The organism is Bradyrhizobium sp. USDA 4449 (assembly GCF_054056275.1).
In genome coordinates, this window is the sequence record NZ_JBSRYD010000001.1 from 3,184,874 (window position 1) to 3,204,721 (window position 19,848).

The following is a 19,848-nucleotide window of genomic DNA, read 5'->3' on the forward strand; positions in this document are numbered from 1 at the left end:
TCCGTATCGATGGCATCCACTGACCCAAATTATTCATTCAACCCGCATTCCGATCGCCTGCGCGGGCTTGCCGCTTTGATCCATCCCAGCCGGTTTGCCCGCCATCTTGATGGGCCGCTGTCGGCCGACACAGTGCTGCGGTTACAGAAGACTCGGAGACTGCAGCAAAGACTAGTAGAATTGCTGCTAGGCAATGAGCTGGCCTCGAACGGAATCGATTGGGGTAGGGACGTTCTGCTCGGGCATGATCCGCGTACGGCGGCGCTGCTCGCTGGCAGTATCTGGCATGCCCGTTCGGTGCGGAAGCTTGTGTCAAGGCATGATGTCGCGATTCTGATCGAAAATATTGGTGCGGAAGCACATGCTTTCGCAATCCGACACTTATCGAGCGCCGTTGCAACCACATCGATTGACGATCCGCAGAAGCTTGCGAGCCAGATTGAACATGACGGATGTGCCTGCCTTGGCGCTTGGCTCAAGGACGCGTCAGAGCTTGACCGTGTGCGCGTTCTTTTCCGCTTACCCGTGGGGACCACCGCCGAATCCCCCGCAGCGGAACACCACAACTCAGCGGGTCAGTTACTGGCTTTGGTGGTGGCCCACTTGGCCACGGAGGAGCCTGCGGCATGACTGACAATGAAACAGCCTTGCCAGATAGCCCGCGGATACGGCCGCTTGGTCCCCTCATACCAGCCGCGGAACTTGGTATCTGGTCCGATGCGGTGCAGACGCGCGCGCTAGCCGAGCGATACCTGCGGCAGGCTCGCAGTTGGGCAAGGAAAGCCTATCAGCAGGAGCGGGAGCGCGGCCACTGCGAGGGTCTTGGGTCAGGCTCGGAGGAAATGGCGCAGCTGATCGCCCAAGTTGCTTCCGATGTGGCCCGGCGAAAAGCCGTTCTGCAGCGAGAGTTGCCGCAGCTCGTCATTGAGATATTGACCGATTTATTGGGCTCCTTTGATCCGGGTGAAATGTTGGTAAGGACCGTTCGTCACGCGGTCGAGCAAAGATATGGCAGCGCGGAACTATGCCTTCACGTGTCTCCTGTGAACGCTGATGCACTAAGGCATGAATTTCTGGCGTTCGATGGAACGGATGGTCGGCCGAAAGTCAGAATTAATCCGGACCCGGCCGTAGCGTCGGACCAGTGCGTTCTGTGGAGTGAGTTCGGCAGTGTCGATTTAGGACTCGCCGCCCAGCTCCGCACATTGCGTCTCGGCCTTAATCCATCCTCTCAGGAACTCTATCCGTGATGACCCAACGATCAGGCCATGATCAAGCGGCCGGAGAAGGAGATGTGCATGCGGCGATAACATCTCTACGAGTCGCAGCAAAGGATGTCGATACGCGTGCCGTGCGGGGACGGATTACGCGCGCGATTGGCACCTTGCTTCATGCCGTGTTGCCAGGGGCTCGTGTTGGAGAACTTTGCCTGTTGCAGGACCACGCTTCCGGATGGTCACTTGAGGCCGAAGTCATCGGTTTGCTGCCGGACGGGGTGTTGCTGACGCCCATCGGCGATATGGTAGGCTTGTCCCATCGCGCGGAAGTGCTCCCGACCGGACGCATGCAGGAAGTGTCAGTTGGGCCTGACTTGCTAGGCCGCGTGATCGATAGCTTCGGCCGTCCACTCGATGGCAAGGGGCCGATAAAGACGGTCCAGACCTATCCGCTCCGCGGCAAGGCGCCGAACCCGATGAGGCGGCGTGGCATCGAGCAGCCGTTTCCGCTCGGCGTTCGCGTGCTGGATGGACTTCTGACGTGTGGCGAAGGTCAGCGAATCGGAATCTATGGAGATGCCGGTTGCGGTAAGTCGACGCTGATGTCGCAAATTGTGAAAGGCGCGGCTGCCGATGTCACCGTGGTTGCGCTCATAGGAGAGCGTGGACGCGAGGTGCGTGAATTCATCGAACGTCATATCGGCGATGCCCTCGCTCGCACCATCGTTGTCGTTGAGACATCCGATCGATCGGCAATGGAGCGGGCGCAATGCGCTCATATGGCGACCGCACTCGCTGAGTATTTTCGTGATCAAGGCTTGCAGGTCGTTCTGATGATGGATTCGCTGACGCGATTTAGCCGTGCGATGCGCGAAATCGGCCTTGCCGCCGGAGAGCCTCCCACCCGGCGCGGTTTTCCTCCTTCCGTCTTTGCTCTGCTTCCTGGTCTGTTGGAGCGAGCCGGTATGGGCGAGCGGGGCTCGATCACGGCATTCTATACTGTGCTTGTCGAAGGTGACGGCACGGGCGATCCGATCGCCGAAGAGTCGCGCGGCATTCTCGATGGTCATATCATTCTTTCGCGCGCGCTGGCCTCGCGAGAGCATTTTCCCGCCATCGACGTGCTGTCGAGCCGAAGTCGTGTCATGGATGCGGTCGCCTCTGGTCCACATCGCAAGGCGGCATCCGTCTTCCGCGATTTGCTCTCGCGCTACAATGAGGCTGAGTTCCTGATTAAGGTCGGTGAATACAAGCCGGGCAGCGATCCACTGACTGATCGGGCAATCGATTCAATTGAGGAACTGCGCGCATTCTTGCGCCAGGGACAGGACCAGCCGTCTAGCTTTGAGGAGACCATTTCATGGATGTCGCGTCTGGCGGCCTGAATCTCGTGCAAGCGTCGAAATTGCGACAGGTGAAAGACATCAGAGAGCGAAGCGCGCTTCGTGAATTGTCGAACATGGAAGCCAGACTCCAAACTGCGATCAATGCGCTGCAGCGAGCGTGTGAGAGTCTTAAAGCCGCGGAGAATCGTCGCGCCAAGGTCGAAGCTGAACTTTATCAGGAGTTGGCGTCGCTCGAGACGATGTCCGTGACCGAGCTCGACCGTCGCTGTCAACTAGTCCTTGGGCGGCTGGCAGCAGAGATCGAATCGACACGCCAGGAGCGCGAGCAGGCGCACATCGCGCACGAGCAGGCCCAGCAGGCAGTGAACGAGGCGCGGAACATATGGGCCAAGCGTTCGACTGCGAGCCAGAAATGGCAGGAGATCGAGGGCGATGTCCAGCGCACTACCGCTCTCTGTTCGGAGTTTGCAGCCGAAATCGAGGCCGACGACGAGGTCTTGCTCCGATACAAGGGTGGTTCGCGCTGCCAGGCGGTCGGTAGCTCGAACTGATGGCTAGTTATCTTAATGCGTCGCGAGCTGCGCCCGCGGAAACTGTCGGTAAATGCTATGGGTGAACTCGCACCATTTCAGCCAGCGGCAAAGCTGTCGCATGAAGTGATCTCGTTGCTCAACGAGATCGCCGCACCGCGCACGGTTTTTCAGGGCCGCACCGGCGATAGGCCGCTATCGATCCGTATGAGTCGACTCGTTTGGCGGGCCGAGCCATATGCCATGTCGATGCTCGACTGCGTATTTTGCGTCGGAGGCGAGACCGCTGTGTTGTCCCTGCCCCGACTTCTCGTCGAGGCACTCATTTCAACGGTCCAGGATGGCCTTACTTTACCTTCCGATCCAACCCGCTCGCTTCTTCTCGAACTTGCACTGGAGCCTTGGATCGCTCAATCAGAGATCGTGCTCGCGCGAAATTTGCAGCTAATCCGGGTCGAAGACGCAACGGCCAAAGACCCCTATTTGGAGCTCGATGTTACTTTCGGGCCGCTGAGGGCCAAGGCCCGCCTGTTCTTGTTCGCGCCTCTTGACGGTCTGGTTCCGCCTGCGTTTCGTGCCTTGGGCGAGTTGATCGGCCAATTACCGCGAGACTTATGCAATATTTCTTCGGAATTGCCGGTCGTAATTGCGAGAGAGATTGGCTCGCTGCGCGCGCCCATCAAGCTTCTTCGCCAAGCGCAGCGCGGGGACGCGCTGCTGCCCGACGTCATTCCATTTGCCCATGGCCAGCTCATCCTCGCTGCCGACAAGTTGTGGGCGCCCGCGCAAGCCGCGGGCGACAGACTTATCCTTCGGGGGCCATTCCGCCTGCAGTCCAATCCTCTAAGGTATGCAAATATGACCATACGCCCCCAAGCTGAGCAAGCAATCCCACCCTCGGAAGCCGACCTCGACAGTGTTGAGATCACGCTTGTGTTCGAATGCGGCCGCTGGCCCATCCCGCTGGGTACGTTGAGAAGCATCAACGAGGGGCACGTGTTCGAGCTTGTGCGGCCGGTGGACGCTCCGGTCGATATTGTTGCGAATGGTCAATTGATCGGCCGCGGCGACATCGTACGTGTCGGTGAAGCGTTGGGTATCCGGTTACGTAGCAAGTTGGCGGTCAATGGTTGACATTCAACCGAGCATCCTTGCGCTTGTTGCGGCGACCGCTGGCCTTGGCCTGCTGGCGTTCGCAGTCGTCACAACAACGGCGTTCATCAAGGTTTCTGTCGTTCTCTTCCTGATCCGTAACGCGCTCGGCACTCAGTCCATACCACCAAACATCGTTCTGTATGGCGCTGCCTTGATCCTTACCGTGTTCATAGGCGCCCCAGTATTCGAGCAAACCTACAACCGCATCACCGATATGCAACTTCGCTACCAAACCGCCGATGACTGGTTGACCGCCGCAAAGGAGGGCAGCGAGCCGCTGCGCGCCCATCTGAAAAAGTTCACGACTGAGGAGCAGCGCACGTTCCTCCTGTCATCGACGGAACATATCTGGTCGGAGGAGATGCGCGCCAACGCAACAGCCGATGATTTTGCGATCCTCGTGCCGTCTTTTTTGATCTCGGAGCTCAAGCGTGGGTTTGAAATCGGTTTCCTTCTCTATCTTCCCTTCATCACAATTGACCTAATTGTGACGACAATTCTGATGGCCATGGGCATGTCAATGGTGTCACCAACAATGATATCCGTTCCTTTCAAGCTCTTTCTGTTCGTCACAATCGACGGCTGGTCGCGGCTCATGCACGGGCTGGTCTTAAGCTACGCATCTCCGGGGAGTTGAGATGGACGAGGCCAGCATCCTCACCCACTTGAGCCGATCACTGGTCCTGTTCATGATCTGGGTTCTACCGCCGCTCCTGGCAGCCCTCGTGGCTGGATTGGGTGTCGGCATCGTGCAGGCAGCAACTCAGCTCCAGGATCAAACCTTGCCGCTTACTGTGAAGCTCCTCGTGGTCGTCGCCGTGCTCGTTCTGTTTGCTCCGGTGCTGAGCGCGCCGCTGATCGAGCAAGCCCAGCATATCTTCACTGAGTTTCCCGCTCTCACAGCGAGGTATTAGTGCGCGGAACGCAAGACTTCGCATATGTCGTGTTTGTCGGCCTTTATGATGAACCGCAAGAGGACGAGTTCGTCAGCTTATTGAAAGCTCGCCTCACTAGCATGAGACGGATAGATATCCGAACTGTCGTGTTCGGCTCCCTGGGCCGGCCGTATTCGGAGGAAGAATGATCCCATTTGGAATTTTTATCAATCCGATTGAGACGAATTACCTGCTGAGACTCTTTGCCTGGCGAGTTGTCGCGCAGTGAACGGGCGAACCGCTTTGATTGCAAGCGGCTCAATGATTCTGGCGTTCTTGGGAATGAGCCTGCGAATGAAGAGGCCGCTCGAAACCGACCCCATAGAATGGCGAGATTGATGAAAGATTCGAGGCTCTCAGACCTCCAAACAGCGCTTCGAGCGGTGAGTGTGGAAGAAGCCTGGTGAGTCCGCCGGTCCTTTCATCGGATGGTCATACCTCGGCTTCGAATGGCTATAGTCATGTGGACAGTTGAATTCGAAGTCACCTGCGTTGTGGGGTGGCATGTCGCTCTCCAGCCTCTGGGAAGCGAGATCTGCAGAGTTCTTGACATCTCACATGTGGCGACGCAGGTGCGACATTGCATTGGCTGATTTAACCACAAGCTGAGCTCAGATGGATGCGTTGTCACCCACCGATACGCAAGGTCTGATTCAGACTGCTGTCGAGTTCGTCGTTGCGGCCGGACTTGGCGCGGCCCGGCCGCTCGGCATTATGCTGGTTCTTCCGGTATTCACGCGACCGCACATTAGCGGGGTTATCCGCGCAAGTGCGGCGATTGTGATTGGATTGCCTTGCTTGATGCAGATCAGGAACGGCTTGCAGACACTAGATCCGGGCACTCGTATGATTGCGGTCTCACTCCTGGGATTGAAGGAGATGTTTATTGGCCTGCTGTTCGGCTTTCTCGTTAGTATACCGCTTTGGAGCATCCAGGCCGTTGGTGACATCATTGACACCCAGCGCGGCATCTCCAGTCAGGTGGACGATCCTGGTACACGCAGTCAAACCGCCCCGATGGGGCTCTTTCTCGGGACTGCCGCGATCACTATCTTCGTTGTATCAGGAGGTCTGCAGACCATGGTCAGATCCCTCTATGGAAGTTACCTGATCTGGCCCGTGTATCGGCTGCTGCCGCCCCTGACCCACCAAGGAGCGATGGAGTTTATCGGGCTTCTCGACCATATCATGCATACGACGCTCGTGGTCGCCGGGCCCGTGCTGGCTCTGCTGCTTCTGATCGACGTATCTCTCATGCTGCTCGGGCGCTTTGCGCCGCAAATCAAGCTGAACGATCTCTCTCCGACCATCAAAAATGCTGCCTTTGGCATCATTATGGTCAGCTACGCCGTCTTCCTGATCGACTATATGGAAGCAGAGATCAGTCAGTTCAACGGCGTGCTGGAGTGGCTCGAGAAGCTCTTGAAATGAACGACACGAGCGAAGAGAAAAGCCTTCCACCAAGCCACAAGAAGCTGAGGGACGCGCGCAAGAAAGGGCAGAGCCCGCGCAGCGCCGACTTTGTGACTGCGGCAAGCCTTTGCGCTGGTTTCGGCTGCCTGTGCTTCAGGGCCGGCCCGATCGAAGACGGATGGCGCGAAGCCGTGCGGCTGATCGACAAGCTGCAGGAACAACCCTTCAACAGTGCGGTCCGGCAGGCGTTGCTCGGATTGTTGGACCTTTCTATAAGTGCCGCGGCTCCCATCCTAGGTGCCGCGGTCGTTGCGGCGATGCTGGCTGGTGCCTTGGCCGGAGGCGGGCTGACGATTTCGGTTGAGCCGCTTAAACCCAGCTTTGAGAAGTTGAACCCCGTCAAAGGGCTGAAGCGGATTGTCTCCCAGCGGTCGGTTGTCGAGCTTGGAAAGTCTATCGTTAAGGTGTTGGTTCTCGGCGGTGCGTTCGTGTTCACCGTGCTCGCAAGTTGGAGGGCACTGGTATACTTGCCGGTTTGCGACTTGAGCTGCTTCGGTTTCGTCTTTGAGGAGCTCAAAGTTCTGATCGCCATTGCTGCCGGCGCTCTTCTGATTGGCGGCTTGGCCGATCTGCTCATTCAGCGTTGGTTGTTCTTGCGCGACATGCGCATGACGCAGAGCGAAGCCAAGCGCGAATCCAAGGAACAGGATGGTAATCCGCAGATCAAGGGTGAACACCGCAGGCTCCGCCGGGAGTCGTCGAACGAGTCTCCGCTCGGAATTCAACGGGCGACAGTGATACTGAGGGGGCGCGCGACATTGATTGGGCTGCGCTACGTTCGAGGCGAGACCGGCGTCCCGGTGCTGGTGTGCCGCGGTGAGGGCGAAACGGCCTCACAGCTACTGGCGGAGGCGCGCGCGAGACGTCTGAGCATTGTCAAGGATGATGTGCTGGCGCGTCAGCTGATCCGAAAAGGTGTCATGGGGAAGGCCGTTCCGATGGAGTGTTTCGAGAGGGTTGCAAAGGCGGTCTTTGCCGCCGGCCTAGTTTAGCGTCCGTACCAAACCAGCTATGGCTAAACTCTCTTGTCAACGACCCCACTGTCCGAGAACCTGATCTGCAAGATCCCAAGAAAAGAACCCGGGGAATTGGAGTCCAGATCGCTCGTCGGCGGATTCCAAGACTGATATGGACAAGAACGCCAACCAACGGCCATGCTGCTTGGGTCTCACGAGCCGCTTATTGGTTCTCTTGCGCAACCCTGTTATGGCTTTCATCGTCCGAATTGCTCCTGTTGCCCGACGACGTGGCCCCACGTTGGGTAATGGGAAGTACTGCACGATCACCACTGGTCGGCATGACAGCGCTATTGCCTAACAAGTCGCCAGGTTCATTGATCATGACGGCAAGGTTATTTCGGACTGAGCAGCCAAGGGTTGGACTGAACGAATTGTCGTTCACTGTAGGACCGACGATGGAGAGCGACGGGCAGACCGGAGGATGGGCTTCGAAGGTAATGGCTTCGATCCTCACCCCGGAACGAGCCGGCAAATCCATACGAGAGGCGAACAGGCGGATGTTGTAGTTGGCAACGCCCATGGCGCGAACCTCGTGGGCGACCTGTGCAATGAGTCTTGGTGCGCCGATGATACCCACATGGAGCGCATCCGGCCGGCCGCGACTAGTCATTGCAATAAAGCTTCGCAACCGATGCCGTTCGGGGCCACGAAGGCTCTGCAGGAACAATACGCTACTCTTCTGCTCGACCTCGATCTCTTGGCCGGCGGGCGCGGGACGGATCGAAGCAGTATTGGCGCAGCCCCCCAATGTTGCTCCGATAACGATGGGGTAGCACAGATATCGCAAACTCATTGTTTAGTGATCCTCATTCGATAATAAAACCGGCGCTGCCGGTCAATCCTGGTGCGCTGGCGCGAGGCGCATCGCGGTCTCGCGGCGGTCTGGCCACCGTGTTCGTCAAAATCCGCCCCGCGTCTGAAGGCGGTGAGATGCGCTCGCTCGGAGTACTCATCCGGTTCGGATTCGGTCCGGGCCGCACGATGTAGGGGGTGACAATAATGACCAGCTCGGTTTCACGTTTTTGAAACGATGAGGAGCGAAACAGCGCGCCCAGGATCGGCACATCGCCGAGCCAGGGAAACTCGTCGACATCAGTGTTGAAGTTCCGCCGGATGAGGCCGCCGATTGCAAAGCTCTGACCGCTGGCGAGCTCGACCACGGTGCTCGCCCGCCGAGTCGAGAGGGCAGGGACCGCCATGCCGTTGATTTTGACTTCGCCTTCGCTCGACAGTTCGCTGACTTCGGGCTTCACACGGACATTGATCTGATTATTGTTGAGAACCGTCGGAACGAACTCGAGGCTCACGCCGAACTGGCGAAATTGGACCGAAACCTGCCGGTTATCCTGCATCACCGGAATGGGGAATTCGCCTCCGGCAAGGAAGCTTGCGGCTTCGCCGGACATCGCTGTCAGATTCGGCTCAGCCAGGATTGAAGCGAGGTGCTCGCTCGCGAGCGCGTCCAGAACAGCGCTTAAATTCGTTTTTCCAGCGCTAAACCCGATCCCGATAGTGCCGCCGCCGGCCGCCGCGCCAGCTGCCGCGCTGGAGCCGCCCGGTTTGCCGGTAACCAGGAAAGCGCCGTTTGGACCGGAAGCGGAGAAGTTGATATTGAGATCCTTTACCGCGCTCCGGGAGACTTCTGCCACCCTTACGCTGAGATTGACCTGCAACGAGCCGGCGACCTGGATCTTATTGACAACCAGCGAGCCCGCCCCAAGAAACTGCTCAGTAACTTTCCTGGCTAGCTCGACGACATCGGCACTGGGTGCCGTGCCGCTAAGCATTGCGCCACGCGGGGTATAGCTGACCTGGATTGGATAGTCGCCGACCTCAGCCTTTAGTGCGGCTCGCAGATCTTCAATCGGTTGGGTAACGACAACGCGCAGCTCGGCCAGAGCCTCTCCCTTGTCGTTCAGAGCGAACAGGCTCGTCCGCCCGGACTTCTTGCCGAACACGAAAATCGTCGTGTTCGACGGCGCCTGATAATCAGCAATTGCGGGGTCGGCAACAAAGATGCTCGCTGCCGGTCCGTTCAGACGAACCGTCTTACCCTGTGAGGAGGTAAGATTGAGCGTGCCGGTGTTGCCGTCAGGCGCAGCACGTTGCGGTTCCCCACTGCTTTTTGTTTGAGCTGTGACAGCAATTGGAAATAACAGAGCAAGCGCGCATAGAGCGCGTGCGAGGCGGAGAAGCGGGACATGATGGGAGCCGCTGGCGACCATCGACGGCGCATCAGAGCCGTGGTCCATTTTAAGGAGCTTCAAGGGAGTGTTGCTTTCAAGTTAGATCGGCTAGGCGGCCGATGCTGCGCTAATGAGTTCAAGGGTGTAGCCGACACCGCGCGCGGTCTTGATCCTGAGCGTTGCTCCCGCCTGGCTTAAATGCGTGCGTAAGCGATAGATCCCGACCTCCAGCGCATTGGTCGAGACCTCGTCGTCAAATGCATACAAGCTATCTTCGAGAGATGTGCGCGGCACGGTACGGCCCGCGCGGCTGAGCAGATGTTCAAGAATGCACACTTCGCGGCGCGCAATTCTCAGCACTCGGCCACCGACCGAGACTTGTCTCGCGATGGGATCAAAATGCAAATTACCGAATGTCACCACCGGCGCCGTCATCTGCGTTGACCGTCGCAGAATAGCCCGCATGCGAGCAATGAGTTCGTCGATAGAAACAGGCTTGGGCAGAAAATCATCCGCGCCGGCATTGAAGATAGCAATCCGCTGACTGAGATCATTGAAATTACTCATCATCATGGTCGGCATAGACCGCCCGTCGCGCCGTAACTGCTTCAGCCAGTCCAATCCGTCTCCATCCGGCAGAGCCAATTCGAGCAGGACCATATGGTAATTCGCGCAATCGAGCGCTGCCGCGGCCTCATCCAGCGTTCGTGTCACGTCAACGGCGAAGCCGCAATTTAACAGTTCGTCCTTCACGTCACGAACGAAGTCCGCGTGATTGTCAACCAGAAGAATTCGCATTGCATCGCCTTTCGTCCACCACACCACGACCTGAGCAAGTCACATCTACCTCTGGGATTCGATGAGCCTGAGAGGCGGTTGCACTGATGTGAATACGAAGAGTTCGAAGCGAGAGGACGGAACAGACCCAAGGGCCATCAAAGCTTGCCGATCTGTCGTCTTCGACTCGACTGCTGAGCGCGGCCTTTTTACACCGTCGGCGCTGCTCGGCATGCCTGCGGTGTCAGCGACAGACCTGCTCTTTTTTGAGGACATCAAGGCCGCAGCGGCCTGCCGACTGGTTTGTAGACCGATCACAGCCCCTCTTCCATCCGCTGGCGGGGCGCCCGCAGGGCGAATAGCGCCAAGTGGCGCGATCGAAGCCAAAGCGCGAAAGACGATTGCATTTGTGGCCGAACGAAAGAATGAAACCGACATGTTAGAAACTTTCCTATTTCGTTGGGTCCATGGCGATGTTGCTGGGTTGTTGAGCCGTCGTGCCGTGGAGATCACGCCAATACAACAGCACCGGGCTTGCGACACGGATCTGGCGATGACTCGGACCGAGATGCACGATACGAGAGACCAATGCAGTATTCGGCTTGAAGAGGGCGCTCGCGGTAGATCTGGACGGCGCTAAAAAGATACGGCGGTCTAATTTGACATAGCTTGGTGCACGGCAGACGCGAGATAGAGATCTCAAGCGAATTGCTCACGTGACGACTCCTCTTTTTGCCAGAGTAGCAGCGTGAGGTCTTCTGCTCCCACATAAGCGATGTCGGGTGGACTTTGTGATTTTCAGACGTTCGCAATTTCGCTACCTGTCAGGAACGGTTCACGCGTGCGGGGGGTGTGTCGCGGTCTGTCGGAAATGCTACAATCTGACGCTAGGTGAGATTCAAGTGGATTTGGGCGCTGGTCCAGCATTGTCGAAACCGCGACGGTTATTTAAGCGAGGGCGACACGGTCCGAAGCCAGACTATCGACCGCCAGGTAACACTCGCGTCTCTCGCCATGTCATGAGAAGCTCGTCGACCCGATCAAGGCGTCGCTTGATGACAGCCGATTACAGCATTTGGCGCTAGTCGTCTTTGCTGGCGCTAGGGACGTGACGTCTCGGTGTTAGGTCAAGCCCGTGCGTCTCATTTTTGGTGAGCAGACGCTGACGAGCGGACTGACGCCCCTATGAGGAAGCGAGTCTTGGCATCGTGGACGCGCGAGCGCGCGAGCCGAGTTAAGCGGCAGAGAGCTGTAAGAGAATCGATTGCCACGCGACATTCTTGAATGCTGCCTCCATAGGTCGCGATCGATTATGAGACGTTTGGGTAAGATCGGCAAAATCGATTGTTTTGATGGAACACATCCAGGTAGCGAATAGGGGATGTGTGCGACGAAAAGCGGTGCGCGCGTTTCCTCCAGGAAGCAGCAGCGACCTCTTTGGATGTCGGCGCGCTTCATCCCTTGCTCAGGGTATGGGGTGATGTAGTCGCTAAGTGTTACCCGGGTCGTGAAACGGCACTGCTGGGGCAAGGAGTCGTTAGCGTGGGCGTTATGGCGAAAGGGTGGAATGCCCGAGAACTGCTCGTTTGCCGCCTGTCAAATCACTTCTCGCCCGTTTTCCGCTGGTAGGGGTTTTCTTGGCTGGCGGTTCGGTAGCTGTCCAAATTGCCGCCCAGGAACAAGCGTTCGGTCTCTTGGGTCGGCGTTCTGCCCAGCGAGCACATCAGTTCCACATCCGCATCGACGTTGTCCTGGTCTCCCGCATTCATTCCGATAGCGATACTGCTCAGCACGTCGTCAGGTGTCCAGACCGCAGATTTCGGTACCACATAAGTGTGCAGCGTTTTGGCATTGTTGGCTATCGCTCTCGCCCAGTGGTCACGCGAAACGCTCAGTTTGGCGGGCTCTTCGACCAAAGACACGAATGGAGAAGTTGTCGTCTTGCCGCGCATATGCCATCCAGCCTGGCGTGCCCGATCCATGGGATACCGTTCCAGAGGATCTCCAACGGAAGCATGATCCCGAGCCGTGCTTCGAACATGAGATATTGCGCTTGTGTTTTCTTCGGTATGGGGCTTGCAATCAGTGTCCCGATTCTGAAAACGACGAAGTATGACATATGACGATCCCGCAACGTCGTCGAATACGCGGTCTCGATCATTGGCAACTTCGGTCTCCGATGACCAACGTGCTGCTTGCTGTCGGGCGAGTTCGATTTCCTTCTGAAGTGCTTCGAGAGTGGCACCTGTCAACGTTGCGGCAAGCTGAGCGCGCGCACTGACGAATGATGAGGCTGGATAGCGACTGAGTTCAGGGGCCGCCTCGCTTGGCGCAGACCACGGCGCTGCCATCGCGGAATTTGACGCTAAGGAGACTGACTCCAAGGTTGGGGCGGACGAGTCCGAGTCGGCTAGAGCCAAGTCATTTAGCTGCTGCTCAAAGCTCGCTTGAGCTTCTGAACTTGCCGGTGCGCTCGTCTGCACGCTAAGCTGGTCCTGCTGTCCACCGATGTAGCGCGGCTGCTGAATCTCAAAGGAATTGTCGGCGGCATTCCTCGGATCGACGTTCATCTCTCTTTCTCCCTTCCAAGTGCCGCCTGTCAGCGTTGACTGTTGCAGGTGCAGCTTTCGAGAAGCTGACGGTCGGAAAGAGGCCATTGAGCTTAACCGCTGCCTTCTGTTTCTGCCACTTCCGATTCGACTAGGCTTAGATCGGGATCGCGGCGTCGGGTTCGCTCCGCCACCTTGTTGCGGATGCGTCGCCTATCGCAGACAGTCCTTGACGAAGATGTACAAGCAATCGCATGCGGATGATCGAGTGATTCTTTCGTGCATCATCTGATTCCACAGATGTGACGGCTTCATCTCCTGGCTCGTTAGGCCTGCAGCGGACTAGCGCGACCGCTCGTCTTTTTTTTGTGGGTTCCAAGCGGCCATCGAGCAAATCCTTCTAGTCGACGCCCACGAGGTGGAGCCCCTCAAAATCCTGACCTACGATCTTGTGATGTCTGAATAGCCGTTACAACGACTTGCGCCTGATTGCGGGACGCTGCTTTTGTACAGGCGTGAGCGCGCTTGCTGAATGAAAGCCAAACAGCTTGCCAGCACGAACATCTTGAAGAACGTAAGCTGTGGTACTTATCGAGGGAGAAGAGAATATGAAGATCACCGGCAAAGGACTGACTATCCTGTTGTCCTTGCTTTCGGTCGCGAGCGTTAGCGCGGTCGCGCGAGCCGATGAGCCCTCGCCGAAATACACCGAGGTTCTCAATGCCCTGCAGGCGGGGAAGAATGTGAAGCTCGTACTGGATATGAGCCGCTGTAACTCCGCTGAGGGCGGCAAGCCTGCATCGGCGACGCAGGCCGGTCTGGTCATCAATGCATTCAGGGTGACGGTCCAGAACGGAATCAGTTTCGCCAATGCTCACCAAACAGTCGACAGCTCTGGACATGCCGTGACCGAGTACATCCGCCATAGCCTTAGCCGCGAAGGCAAGCTGACGGTGCGAGCCTCGAAGCTTGTTGTCGGAACCACGGAGCTTGTGAACCAGGGCGAATTCATCTGCGAACTGCCGGATGGCGCAAGGTTCATCTGGTAAGGAAGAGCACAGGGGCGCTCAGGGGTTTTCTGGCTGTCTTTCCGCTCTGGGAAAGTTCGAGGTGCGCCAACTTACTACGGTTCGACCAAGGTAAGTCATGAGGGCCGTCGATCTCCAGTCCATCTCAGCGATTGGAGGATCGGCGGTTCGCCCTGTCACCAGATGGTTGGTGCCAAGGCTTCTCAGCAGAACACTTCAGATGAGCCGGGTAAGAAACGTCCGCACTCCCTCCGGCCTGTTGGGTCGTGTATTCATAAGCCGATCAAGCCGCGGGCTCGGGGATGATTTCGCTTGACCCGCGGCCACCCCAGGATGCGCTCGTATCTTTCATGCGCGGCTTTGTCTTTCAATTGAAAGGTCCGCGCTGCCGAATGCAGTCGTAGGGTTGGAGCACCGGCTAAAGATCATTTTATGAATGGCCGCTACGGGGCTTGCTCACCGTTTCAATTGTCGTTCGGACGCGACTCTGATTTCTGAAAATAACATGATCCGACCTGGATGCGGGACCTTTAGCGGTTGCCCGCGGTGCCGCCGAGCAGTCAGCCAAATTGCGGCCGATGGAAGAGAATAACGCGCCCTCCGGGTAGGCTTTCAGCCGTGTAGGGCTGGCCGTGGATCAAAAAGCCGGTCATCGGGACGCCTTGGCTCGGCAGAAGGCCCAGGTTTTGGAGCATGTCAATCACGAGAGGCGAAGCTTCTCGCGGACCGTGCCTCCAGTCGTGCCCGAACAACTCTCCGAGTTCACGCAATTGCGGAACCAGGGGGTGGCCGGAGAGCGGCACTGCGGTCGGCAGTTGGAGGTGCGGCGCGGGCGATTCGAACCAGGAGGGTCGATCAAACCCAGATGCGCGGCCGTCGTAAGTATCGGGGGGAGCCGCCGGCGTCGCAGGCGCAGCTTCTCTCCTCGAAACGAACCTTGGGTGATGAATCAGTTGAACGTCATTGGATCCTCTTGGCCCCAGCACGGCCGTATAGCGTTCGCCGTCAATCTCATAGTTCATGAGTGGATATTCTGCGTTAGGCAAGAAGTCCCACTTGCCCAACGTGGAAAGCATCACGTCGGGGGCCAGTTGCGTGCAATGGGAAAAGTCCTTTCGTACGGCGAACGAAACATCAAATGTATCGCCGACAGGAGGAGACTGCAGATGGATGAGCTGAACATCATCACGCCCACGCGGTCCTAACACGGCCGTATAGCGTTCACCGTGAATGTCGTAGGTCTTTACCCGCTGTGCTGCATCCGGCAACAGACCCCAGCGTCTGAGCTCAGAGCGCAGCATGTCCGGTGCCGGCTGGGTGCCATGGAAGAAATTCTCGGGAACGGCGAAGGAGGCGTCAAAGCTCTCGCCGGCAGCGGAGAATGTCGAATCAAGTGTAGGCGGGGCCGCAGCATCTCGATTCATCATTCGTCCAAAGTCTTCTTCAGGGGCAGGACTCGGCGACTGAGCGCTGGGCTGCCGGATCGCCGCATCGAAAAGCGCTTCCTGGGCGACATTTTGCACGAGCAAGGGGGCGACGGCACTCATTGTTGGCCAAACCACCAGAGCATCGAAAGCGGCGGCTGTCTGCAGGTCCTGGCGATCTGCGGCATCGAAAAGCTCTTCCTGAGCGACACTTTGCGCGGGCGAATGGGCGACGGAACTCATTCTCGGCCAAAACACCGGAGGATTGAGGGGCGCGCCTGGCAGCAGGCCCTCGCGATCCGCGGCATCGAAAAGCTGTTCCTGGGCGACACTTTGTACAGGCGAGTGGACAACCGAACTCATTGTTGGCCAAGGCACCGGAGCATTGAAGGGTGCGCCTGCCAACAGGCCCTCGCGATCCACGGCATCGAAAAGCGCTTCCTGGGCGACACTTTGCCCGGGCGAGTGGGGGGCCGAACTCGTCGTTGGCCAAAGCTCCCGTGCATCGAAGGATATCGCTGGCAGTAAGCCTTCGCGATCGGCGGCATCGAAAAGCGCCTCCTGAGCGAAACTTTGCACGGGCGAGCAAGCTGGGCCACGCATTCCCTGCCAAAGCAAGGGGGCATTGACGCCGAAGGCTGGAAGCTCGTCGCTCCGTTCCGCGTCGAAAAGCACGTCCTGGGCGGCACTCTGTATGGCAGAATGAGCGGCTAAACCTATTTCGTGTCGAACCGGCAGAGGATTGGAATTGCCAGCCGGCGGTGAACCCTGATCCGCAGCATTCCCCAAATGATGATCAACGAGAACCTGCATGGAAGAGCGGGCGGCCGGATCTGTTGCCACACTCGAGCTGACTCCTTGTCCTCCCAAATTGTCCTGACCGGTGATCTCCCGATACTCGCGAAGCCTGTTCAAGGCGTAGATAAGGTTCTTGTCATTCCGAAACAAAGTGGCGGCATGACCGCGCAGCGCGTCGTCGCTGAGCTCAGTAATTGACGAGGGTCGCAGTGCTGCCGCTAGCTTCCGTAGACAGCTAGCATAGTTTAAAGCCGTTCTGGGGTCGATTGCTCGACCGAAGCCTGCCTCAGCGGCCACCTTGATGAGGCGTGCATCTTCCTTGCAAGGACGGTAATGTTCAGTGGACCAAGCGATGGCGTCAGGCTCGCGGTAGCGGCTGACCATCAACAATGCTGAAGCGATCACCTTGTCATTTGGCAGCAGTTTCTTGGCGTAACCGAGTAACGCATCGTCATCGAGCCCAGCCATTGAATTGCCTGACTCCTTCAGCAGCAACTCGGCTAGTTTACGAAGTCGACGATCATAAATGCTGACAGTGGTTGGACCTGGCGGTGGGCCTCGCTCGAGCGCAGCGGTGGACGCTGCCTGGATCAAGCGATCATCTTCCTCAGAGACATCATAAAGCTCCCTGTGCGGATATATTGGGCCAGCCGAACGCGCATCTCCGACGTGCTGCTCAAAATCGGCTTGCTGCCGTTCGGGTTGCTCTACGGTGGCATCGAACGCGGCCGGTTCCTTATCGGCGGGGTGGATATTGTTGAATTGGTCCATGGTCTCGTTCGCTAGCGTCGCCCTCGTGTTCTTTCGCTACTCACGTCAGCTTTCCAAAACCTGACCGCCTGGCCGGGCGGAAAGCTGAATGAATAATGGTCGGTAAGTGCATTTTCTAACCCACGACAAGTGCGGCGAATTTAAAGAGATGCAGGTTTCAGCTGAAAACCCCGTCCAGTGCGCTACGCGCCGGCTCCTTCCCCGCTGGCCAGGCGGACGGAGTGTTGTAGATGGCGCGAACGCCGCTTTCGATTTTTTGGAGTGTCGGAAAAAGGCGAATCGGCCTTTCAGGTTCAGGAGCTCCTACTCTCAGCTTTTCCCCGACTTTCTGTATGGATTCGATGCGCTAGCGGTCCGATAGTTATCCAGATCCCCGCCCAGAAACAGTACCTCGCGCTCCTCAGTTGGGGTATCGCTCACCCAGGCCAGATTGGGTTCATCATTCTCAGTCCCGTCCTCAAGAATACTGACGATCTCTTCGGCCGTCCATGTGGTGACCCTTGGCACCGTGTAGGTGTGCAGCTCGCTTGCGTTTTCCGCGATTGCCTTGGCGCCATGCTCGTTATCGTCGTCCGGCGAAAGGAGCAGTTGAGAGGCCTCTTCGGACAGTGATACAAAAGGCGAAGAATGGGTATCGCCCCTCATGTGCTCTGCGGCTGCGCGGCCGAGATCAAGTTGTTGGCCTCCCCAGATATTCCAGGGCGCGACGTCGTAACGCAAAGCCGCCATGGAACGCAAATGGGCCATCGCGCTTTGACCGTCCAACACGTGGGGCTTGCAATGGCTGGCGTGGTTTTGAAAGCGCTGCAGCTCCGCGTAGGACGATGCCACCAGGTCGTCGTAAACGCGGCTACGATCCACGCCGCCGGCCAACGGCCCAGTCTCGCTTGCCCATTGTGCTGATGTTTGCGCAGCGAGTTCGATTTCTCTTCTGAGTTCCGCAATGTTCGCGCAGGTCAGCGTTGCGGCGAGTTGAGCGCGCGCTTTTACAAAGGATGCGGCTGTGCACCGTTCGTCCTTTGGGATAAGGTGCGCTCTCCTATTGCCGTCCGTTGCAGTTCGGCTCGATTCAGCCCCGGCTGAGGCTGGTGCGGACAGGATTGGCGGCTGCTCCCTAAGCCGCAGCTCAAAGTCTGCTTCGGTCTCTTCCTGTTGCGGATCGACGTGGCTCATGCGAGCCGCGGACGGATTCAAGTTGTCAAATGGGCCCATTGCTTTCTCCCATTGGTTGCCTCGTCAAGGTCGTTCGAGCAAAGTTGGTCCGAGAGATTCAGAAGCCGAGCGGCAGTTGATAAAATTTCCAGCGGATATGATTCTCGAACGGGTGGGTATGTTGAGCGCGTACGGATCGGGCTGACCCAGGATCCAGGTCCTTCCTTTCCAGGTCTTGAACGATCAAGCGGGCCTGCTAGTCCGGATAGAGACGTTTGCTTATGCTAGAGGGCTTAGCTGTCGAACAGCTGACCAGGCCCATTGGTTGAAACAAACTTCGGCCCTTGCGGCTGTGCTGGCGTGCCGGTTGGTCACTGTAGAGTTGAGTTTGGGCGAGATGGTCCCTTCGCCCCTGTCCAGCCCCACGGCAGGCCCGAGCGATGGGGCCGGGCGAAGCAGGTCGCGAAAGCGATGCAATCGCTGATCGTGCGCTGCGTGGATAAGCCTATCTGGGCCAGGTTTGCATTTTGCGCGAGTGGATCTCGTTGAACGGTGCGTCGAGATGCCAGCTCCGATCCGAGTGGCCGGTGCCGCAGCCACCTGGCTCGTGATTTCGCCGCCGTGGGACGAAGCTCATTGTGCTTTGTTGGGACGGATTGGGGGTGAGGAGTCGCGCGGACGACCCGGAAGCTGGTCGCAGAACACGACCCGGTCGACGCAATTTCAATCCAGCATCCGACATGAGACGTTGAGTTGCCAGCCAGACCTTGGCAAGACCACGAACGATCCATCTCAAGAGACGCCCCACTCTCATGTATGTAAGTGACGTGATTTCGTCGACGTTGATGCGCCGCCATTTTTGATGCTCAAGGGCGGCTGTGTCCAAGATAGCTGAGTCCGCGCACATATCGGCGCGCTCCGGGGCCGCGAAGACGGGCGCTCGGCAAATTGGGGTCCGCCATCATACCCGTACGCGAGGACATGCGCCGCGCGCGAGAATTAAGGAGATCGCAGCATCCTCGTATCCGCAAGACCGCGGGCGTGGTGCAGAACGAAGTGCAGCCTCGAATTGTTGCCGTTGCGAGGCATCCATAATCTAAAATGTTTCATCGCAATATTATATGGTGGGCTTGGGAACGCCTTATTGATTGGATGTCACTTTGCAGCGCGGCAGCAAGCCGTTGCCTAATCATGTCGCCAAATCTGCTCCGTGTTCTCGAGTGCATCCAGTCATCTGGTTCGCTTCGCCGGTGCCGCCAACTGCACTCGATGCAATTAGGTAGCGTGTCCGACGAACCCGATCAGAGAACACGTTGGAATAAGCGGCTGAAAGTTAAACAGCGCAATAGAAGAGGATGCCAAGGGACGATAGTAGATTGAAATACTCAACTACTGCGTTTGCATGGTTTGGACCTCTAGAGGTCCCTAGCTGATGATTGCTAGCTCGGTCGGAAGTCCAAAGGTTTCGATAGCGAATGCAATCCAAAA

Annotated in this window: 16 protein-coding genes; 10 read left to right on the top strand and 6 right to left on the bottom strand. The window is 57.7% G+C overall.

Annotation, left to right across the window (positions count from 1 at the left end; translation table 11 throughout):
* Positions 1 to 9: 9 nt before the first annotated feature.
* The 9 genes from ACVIIW_RS15120 (at position 10) to ACVIIW_RS15160 (ending at position 7,648) form a co-directional block, all read left to right on the top strand.
* Positions 10 to 630, top strand: a complete 621-nt coding sequence (locus tag ACVIIW_RS15120; protein ID WP_456701476.1) for a nodulation protein NolU — start codon at positions 10 to 12, stop codon at positions 628 to 630.
* Positions 627 to 1,250, top strand: coding sequence for a type III secretion system stator protein SctL (gene sctL / locus ACVIIW_RS15125; protein WP_456701477.1), 624 nt, complete (start codon positions 627 to 629; stop codon positions 1,248 to 1,250). The genes ACVIIW_RS15120 and sctL overlap by 4 nt, the downstream gene beginning before the upstream one ends.
* Positions 1,250 to 2,602, top strand: a complete 1,353-nt coding sequence (gene sctN, locus ACVIIW_RS15130) for a type III secretion system ATPase SctN (RefSeq protein ID WP_456701478.1) — start codon at positions 1,250 to 1,252, stop codon at positions 2,600 to 2,602. Before sctL ends, sctN begins: the two co-directional genes overlap by 1 nt.
* A complete protein-coding gene (locus ACVIIW_RS15135) occupies positions 2,578 to 3,114 on the top strand; it encodes a hypothetical protein (RefSeq protein WP_456701479.1) in 537 nt (178 codons plus the stop codon). Before sctN ends, ACVIIW_RS15135 begins: the two co-directional genes overlap by 25 nt.
* A 57-nt stretch (positions 3,115 to 3,171) precedes the next feature.
* Entirely contained in the window at positions 3,172 to 4,227 is a 1,056-nt protein-coding gene (gene sctQ, locus ACVIIW_RS15140) for a type III secretion system cytoplasmic ring protein SctQ (RefSeq protein ID WP_456701480.1), read from the top strand.
* The gene (gene sctR / locus ACVIIW_RS15145) at positions 4,220 to 4,885 is read left to right on the top strand and encodes a type III secretion system export apparatus subunit SctR (protein ID WP_456701481.1); all 666 of its coding nucleotides are present in this window, start codon (positions 4,220 to 4,222) and stop codon (positions 4,883 to 4,885) included. Before sctQ ends, sctR begins: the two co-directional genes overlap by 8 nt.
* Position 4,886: 1 nt before the next feature.
* Complete coding sequence (locus ACVIIW_RS15150; RefSeq protein ID WP_456701482.1) at positions 4,887 to 5,162, top strand: EscS/YscS/HrcS family type III secretion system export apparatus protein; 276 nt, start codon at positions 4,887 to 4,889, stop codon at positions 5,160 to 5,162.
* Between the two features lie 636 nt (positions 5,163 to 5,798).
* Positions 5,799 to 6,614 (top strand): type III secretion system export apparatus subunit SctT, encoded by an 816-nt coding sequence (gene sctT / locus ACVIIW_RS15155; protein WP_456701483.1) that lies wholly within the window; start codon positions 5,799 to 5,801, stop codon positions 6,612 to 6,614.
* Positions 6,611 to 7,648: an EscU/YscU/HrcU family type III secretion system export apparatus switch protein gene (locus ACVIIW_RS15160; RefSeq protein WP_456701484.1), complete on the top strand. Its 1,038-nt coding sequence runs from the start codon at positions 6,611 to 6,613 to the stop codon at positions 7,646 to 7,648. The genes sctT and ACVIIW_RS15160 overlap by 4 nt, the downstream gene beginning before the upstream one ends.
* A gap of 187 nt (positions 7,649 to 7,835) precedes the next feature.
* Here the strand turns inward: ACVIIW_RS15160 and ACVIIW_RS15165 are convergent, their stop codons facing one another.
* The 4 genes from ACVIIW_RS15165 to ACVIIW_RS15180 all read right to left on the bottom strand — a co-directional run bounded on the left by ACVIIW_RS15165 (position 7,836) and on the right by ACVIIW_RS15180 (position 13,208).
* Positions 7,836 to 8,468 (bottom strand): CpaD family pilus assembly lipoprotein, encoded by a 633-nt coding sequence (locus ACVIIW_RS15165; RefSeq protein ID WP_456701485.1) that lies wholly within the window; start codon positions 8,466 to 8,468, stop codon positions 7,836 to 7,838.
* 13 nt (positions 8,469 to 8,481) lie between these two features.
* Positions 8,482 to 9,927, bottom strand: coding sequence for a type II and III secretion system protein family protein (locus ACVIIW_RS15170; protein ID WP_456701486.1), 1,446 nt, complete (start codon positions 9,925 to 9,927; stop codon positions 8,482 to 8,484).
* A 42-nt stretch (positions 9,928 to 9,969) separates the two neighbouring features.
* Positions 9,970 to 10,659, bottom strand: a complete 690-nt coding sequence (locus ACVIIW_RS15175; RefSeq protein ID WP_092235790.1) for a response regulator — start codon at positions 10,657 to 10,659, stop codon at positions 9,970 to 9,972.
* Positions 10,660 to 12,239: 1,580 nt separating this feature from the next.
* Positions 12,240 to 13,208, bottom strand: a complete 969-nt coding sequence (locus ACVIIW_RS15180; protein WP_456701487.1) for a hypothetical protein — start codon at positions 13,206 to 13,208, stop codon at positions 12,240 to 12,242.
* A 587-nt stretch (positions 13,209 to 13,795) separates the two neighbouring features.
* On the opposite strand from ACVIIW_RS15180, the gene ACVIIW_RS15185 reads away from it, so the two are divergent.
* Complete coding sequence (locus ACVIIW_RS15185; protein WP_456701488.1) at positions 13,796 to 14,236, top strand: VirK family protein; 441 nt, start codon at positions 13,796 to 13,798, stop codon at positions 14,234 to 14,236.
* 539 nt (positions 14,237 to 14,775) lie between these two features.
* Here ACVIIW_RS15185 and ACVIIW_RS15190 read toward each other — a convergent pair.
* Both ACVIIW_RS15190 and ACVIIW_RS15195 read right to left on the bottom strand, forming a co-directional pair.
* On the bottom strand, positions 14,776 to 17,208 hold the full coding sequence (locus tag ACVIIW_RS15190) for a hypothetical protein (RefSeq protein WP_456701489.1): 2,433 nt from the start codon (positions 17,206 to 17,208) through the stop codon (positions 14,776 to 14,778).
* 309 nt (positions 17,209 to 17,517) lie between these two features.
* A complete protein-coding gene (locus tag ACVIIW_RS15195) occupies positions 17,518 to 18,420 on the bottom strand; it encodes a hypothetical protein (protein WP_456701490.1) in 903 nt (300 codons plus the stop codon).
* Between the last annotated feature and the right edge of the window lie 1,428 nt (positions 18,421 to 19,848).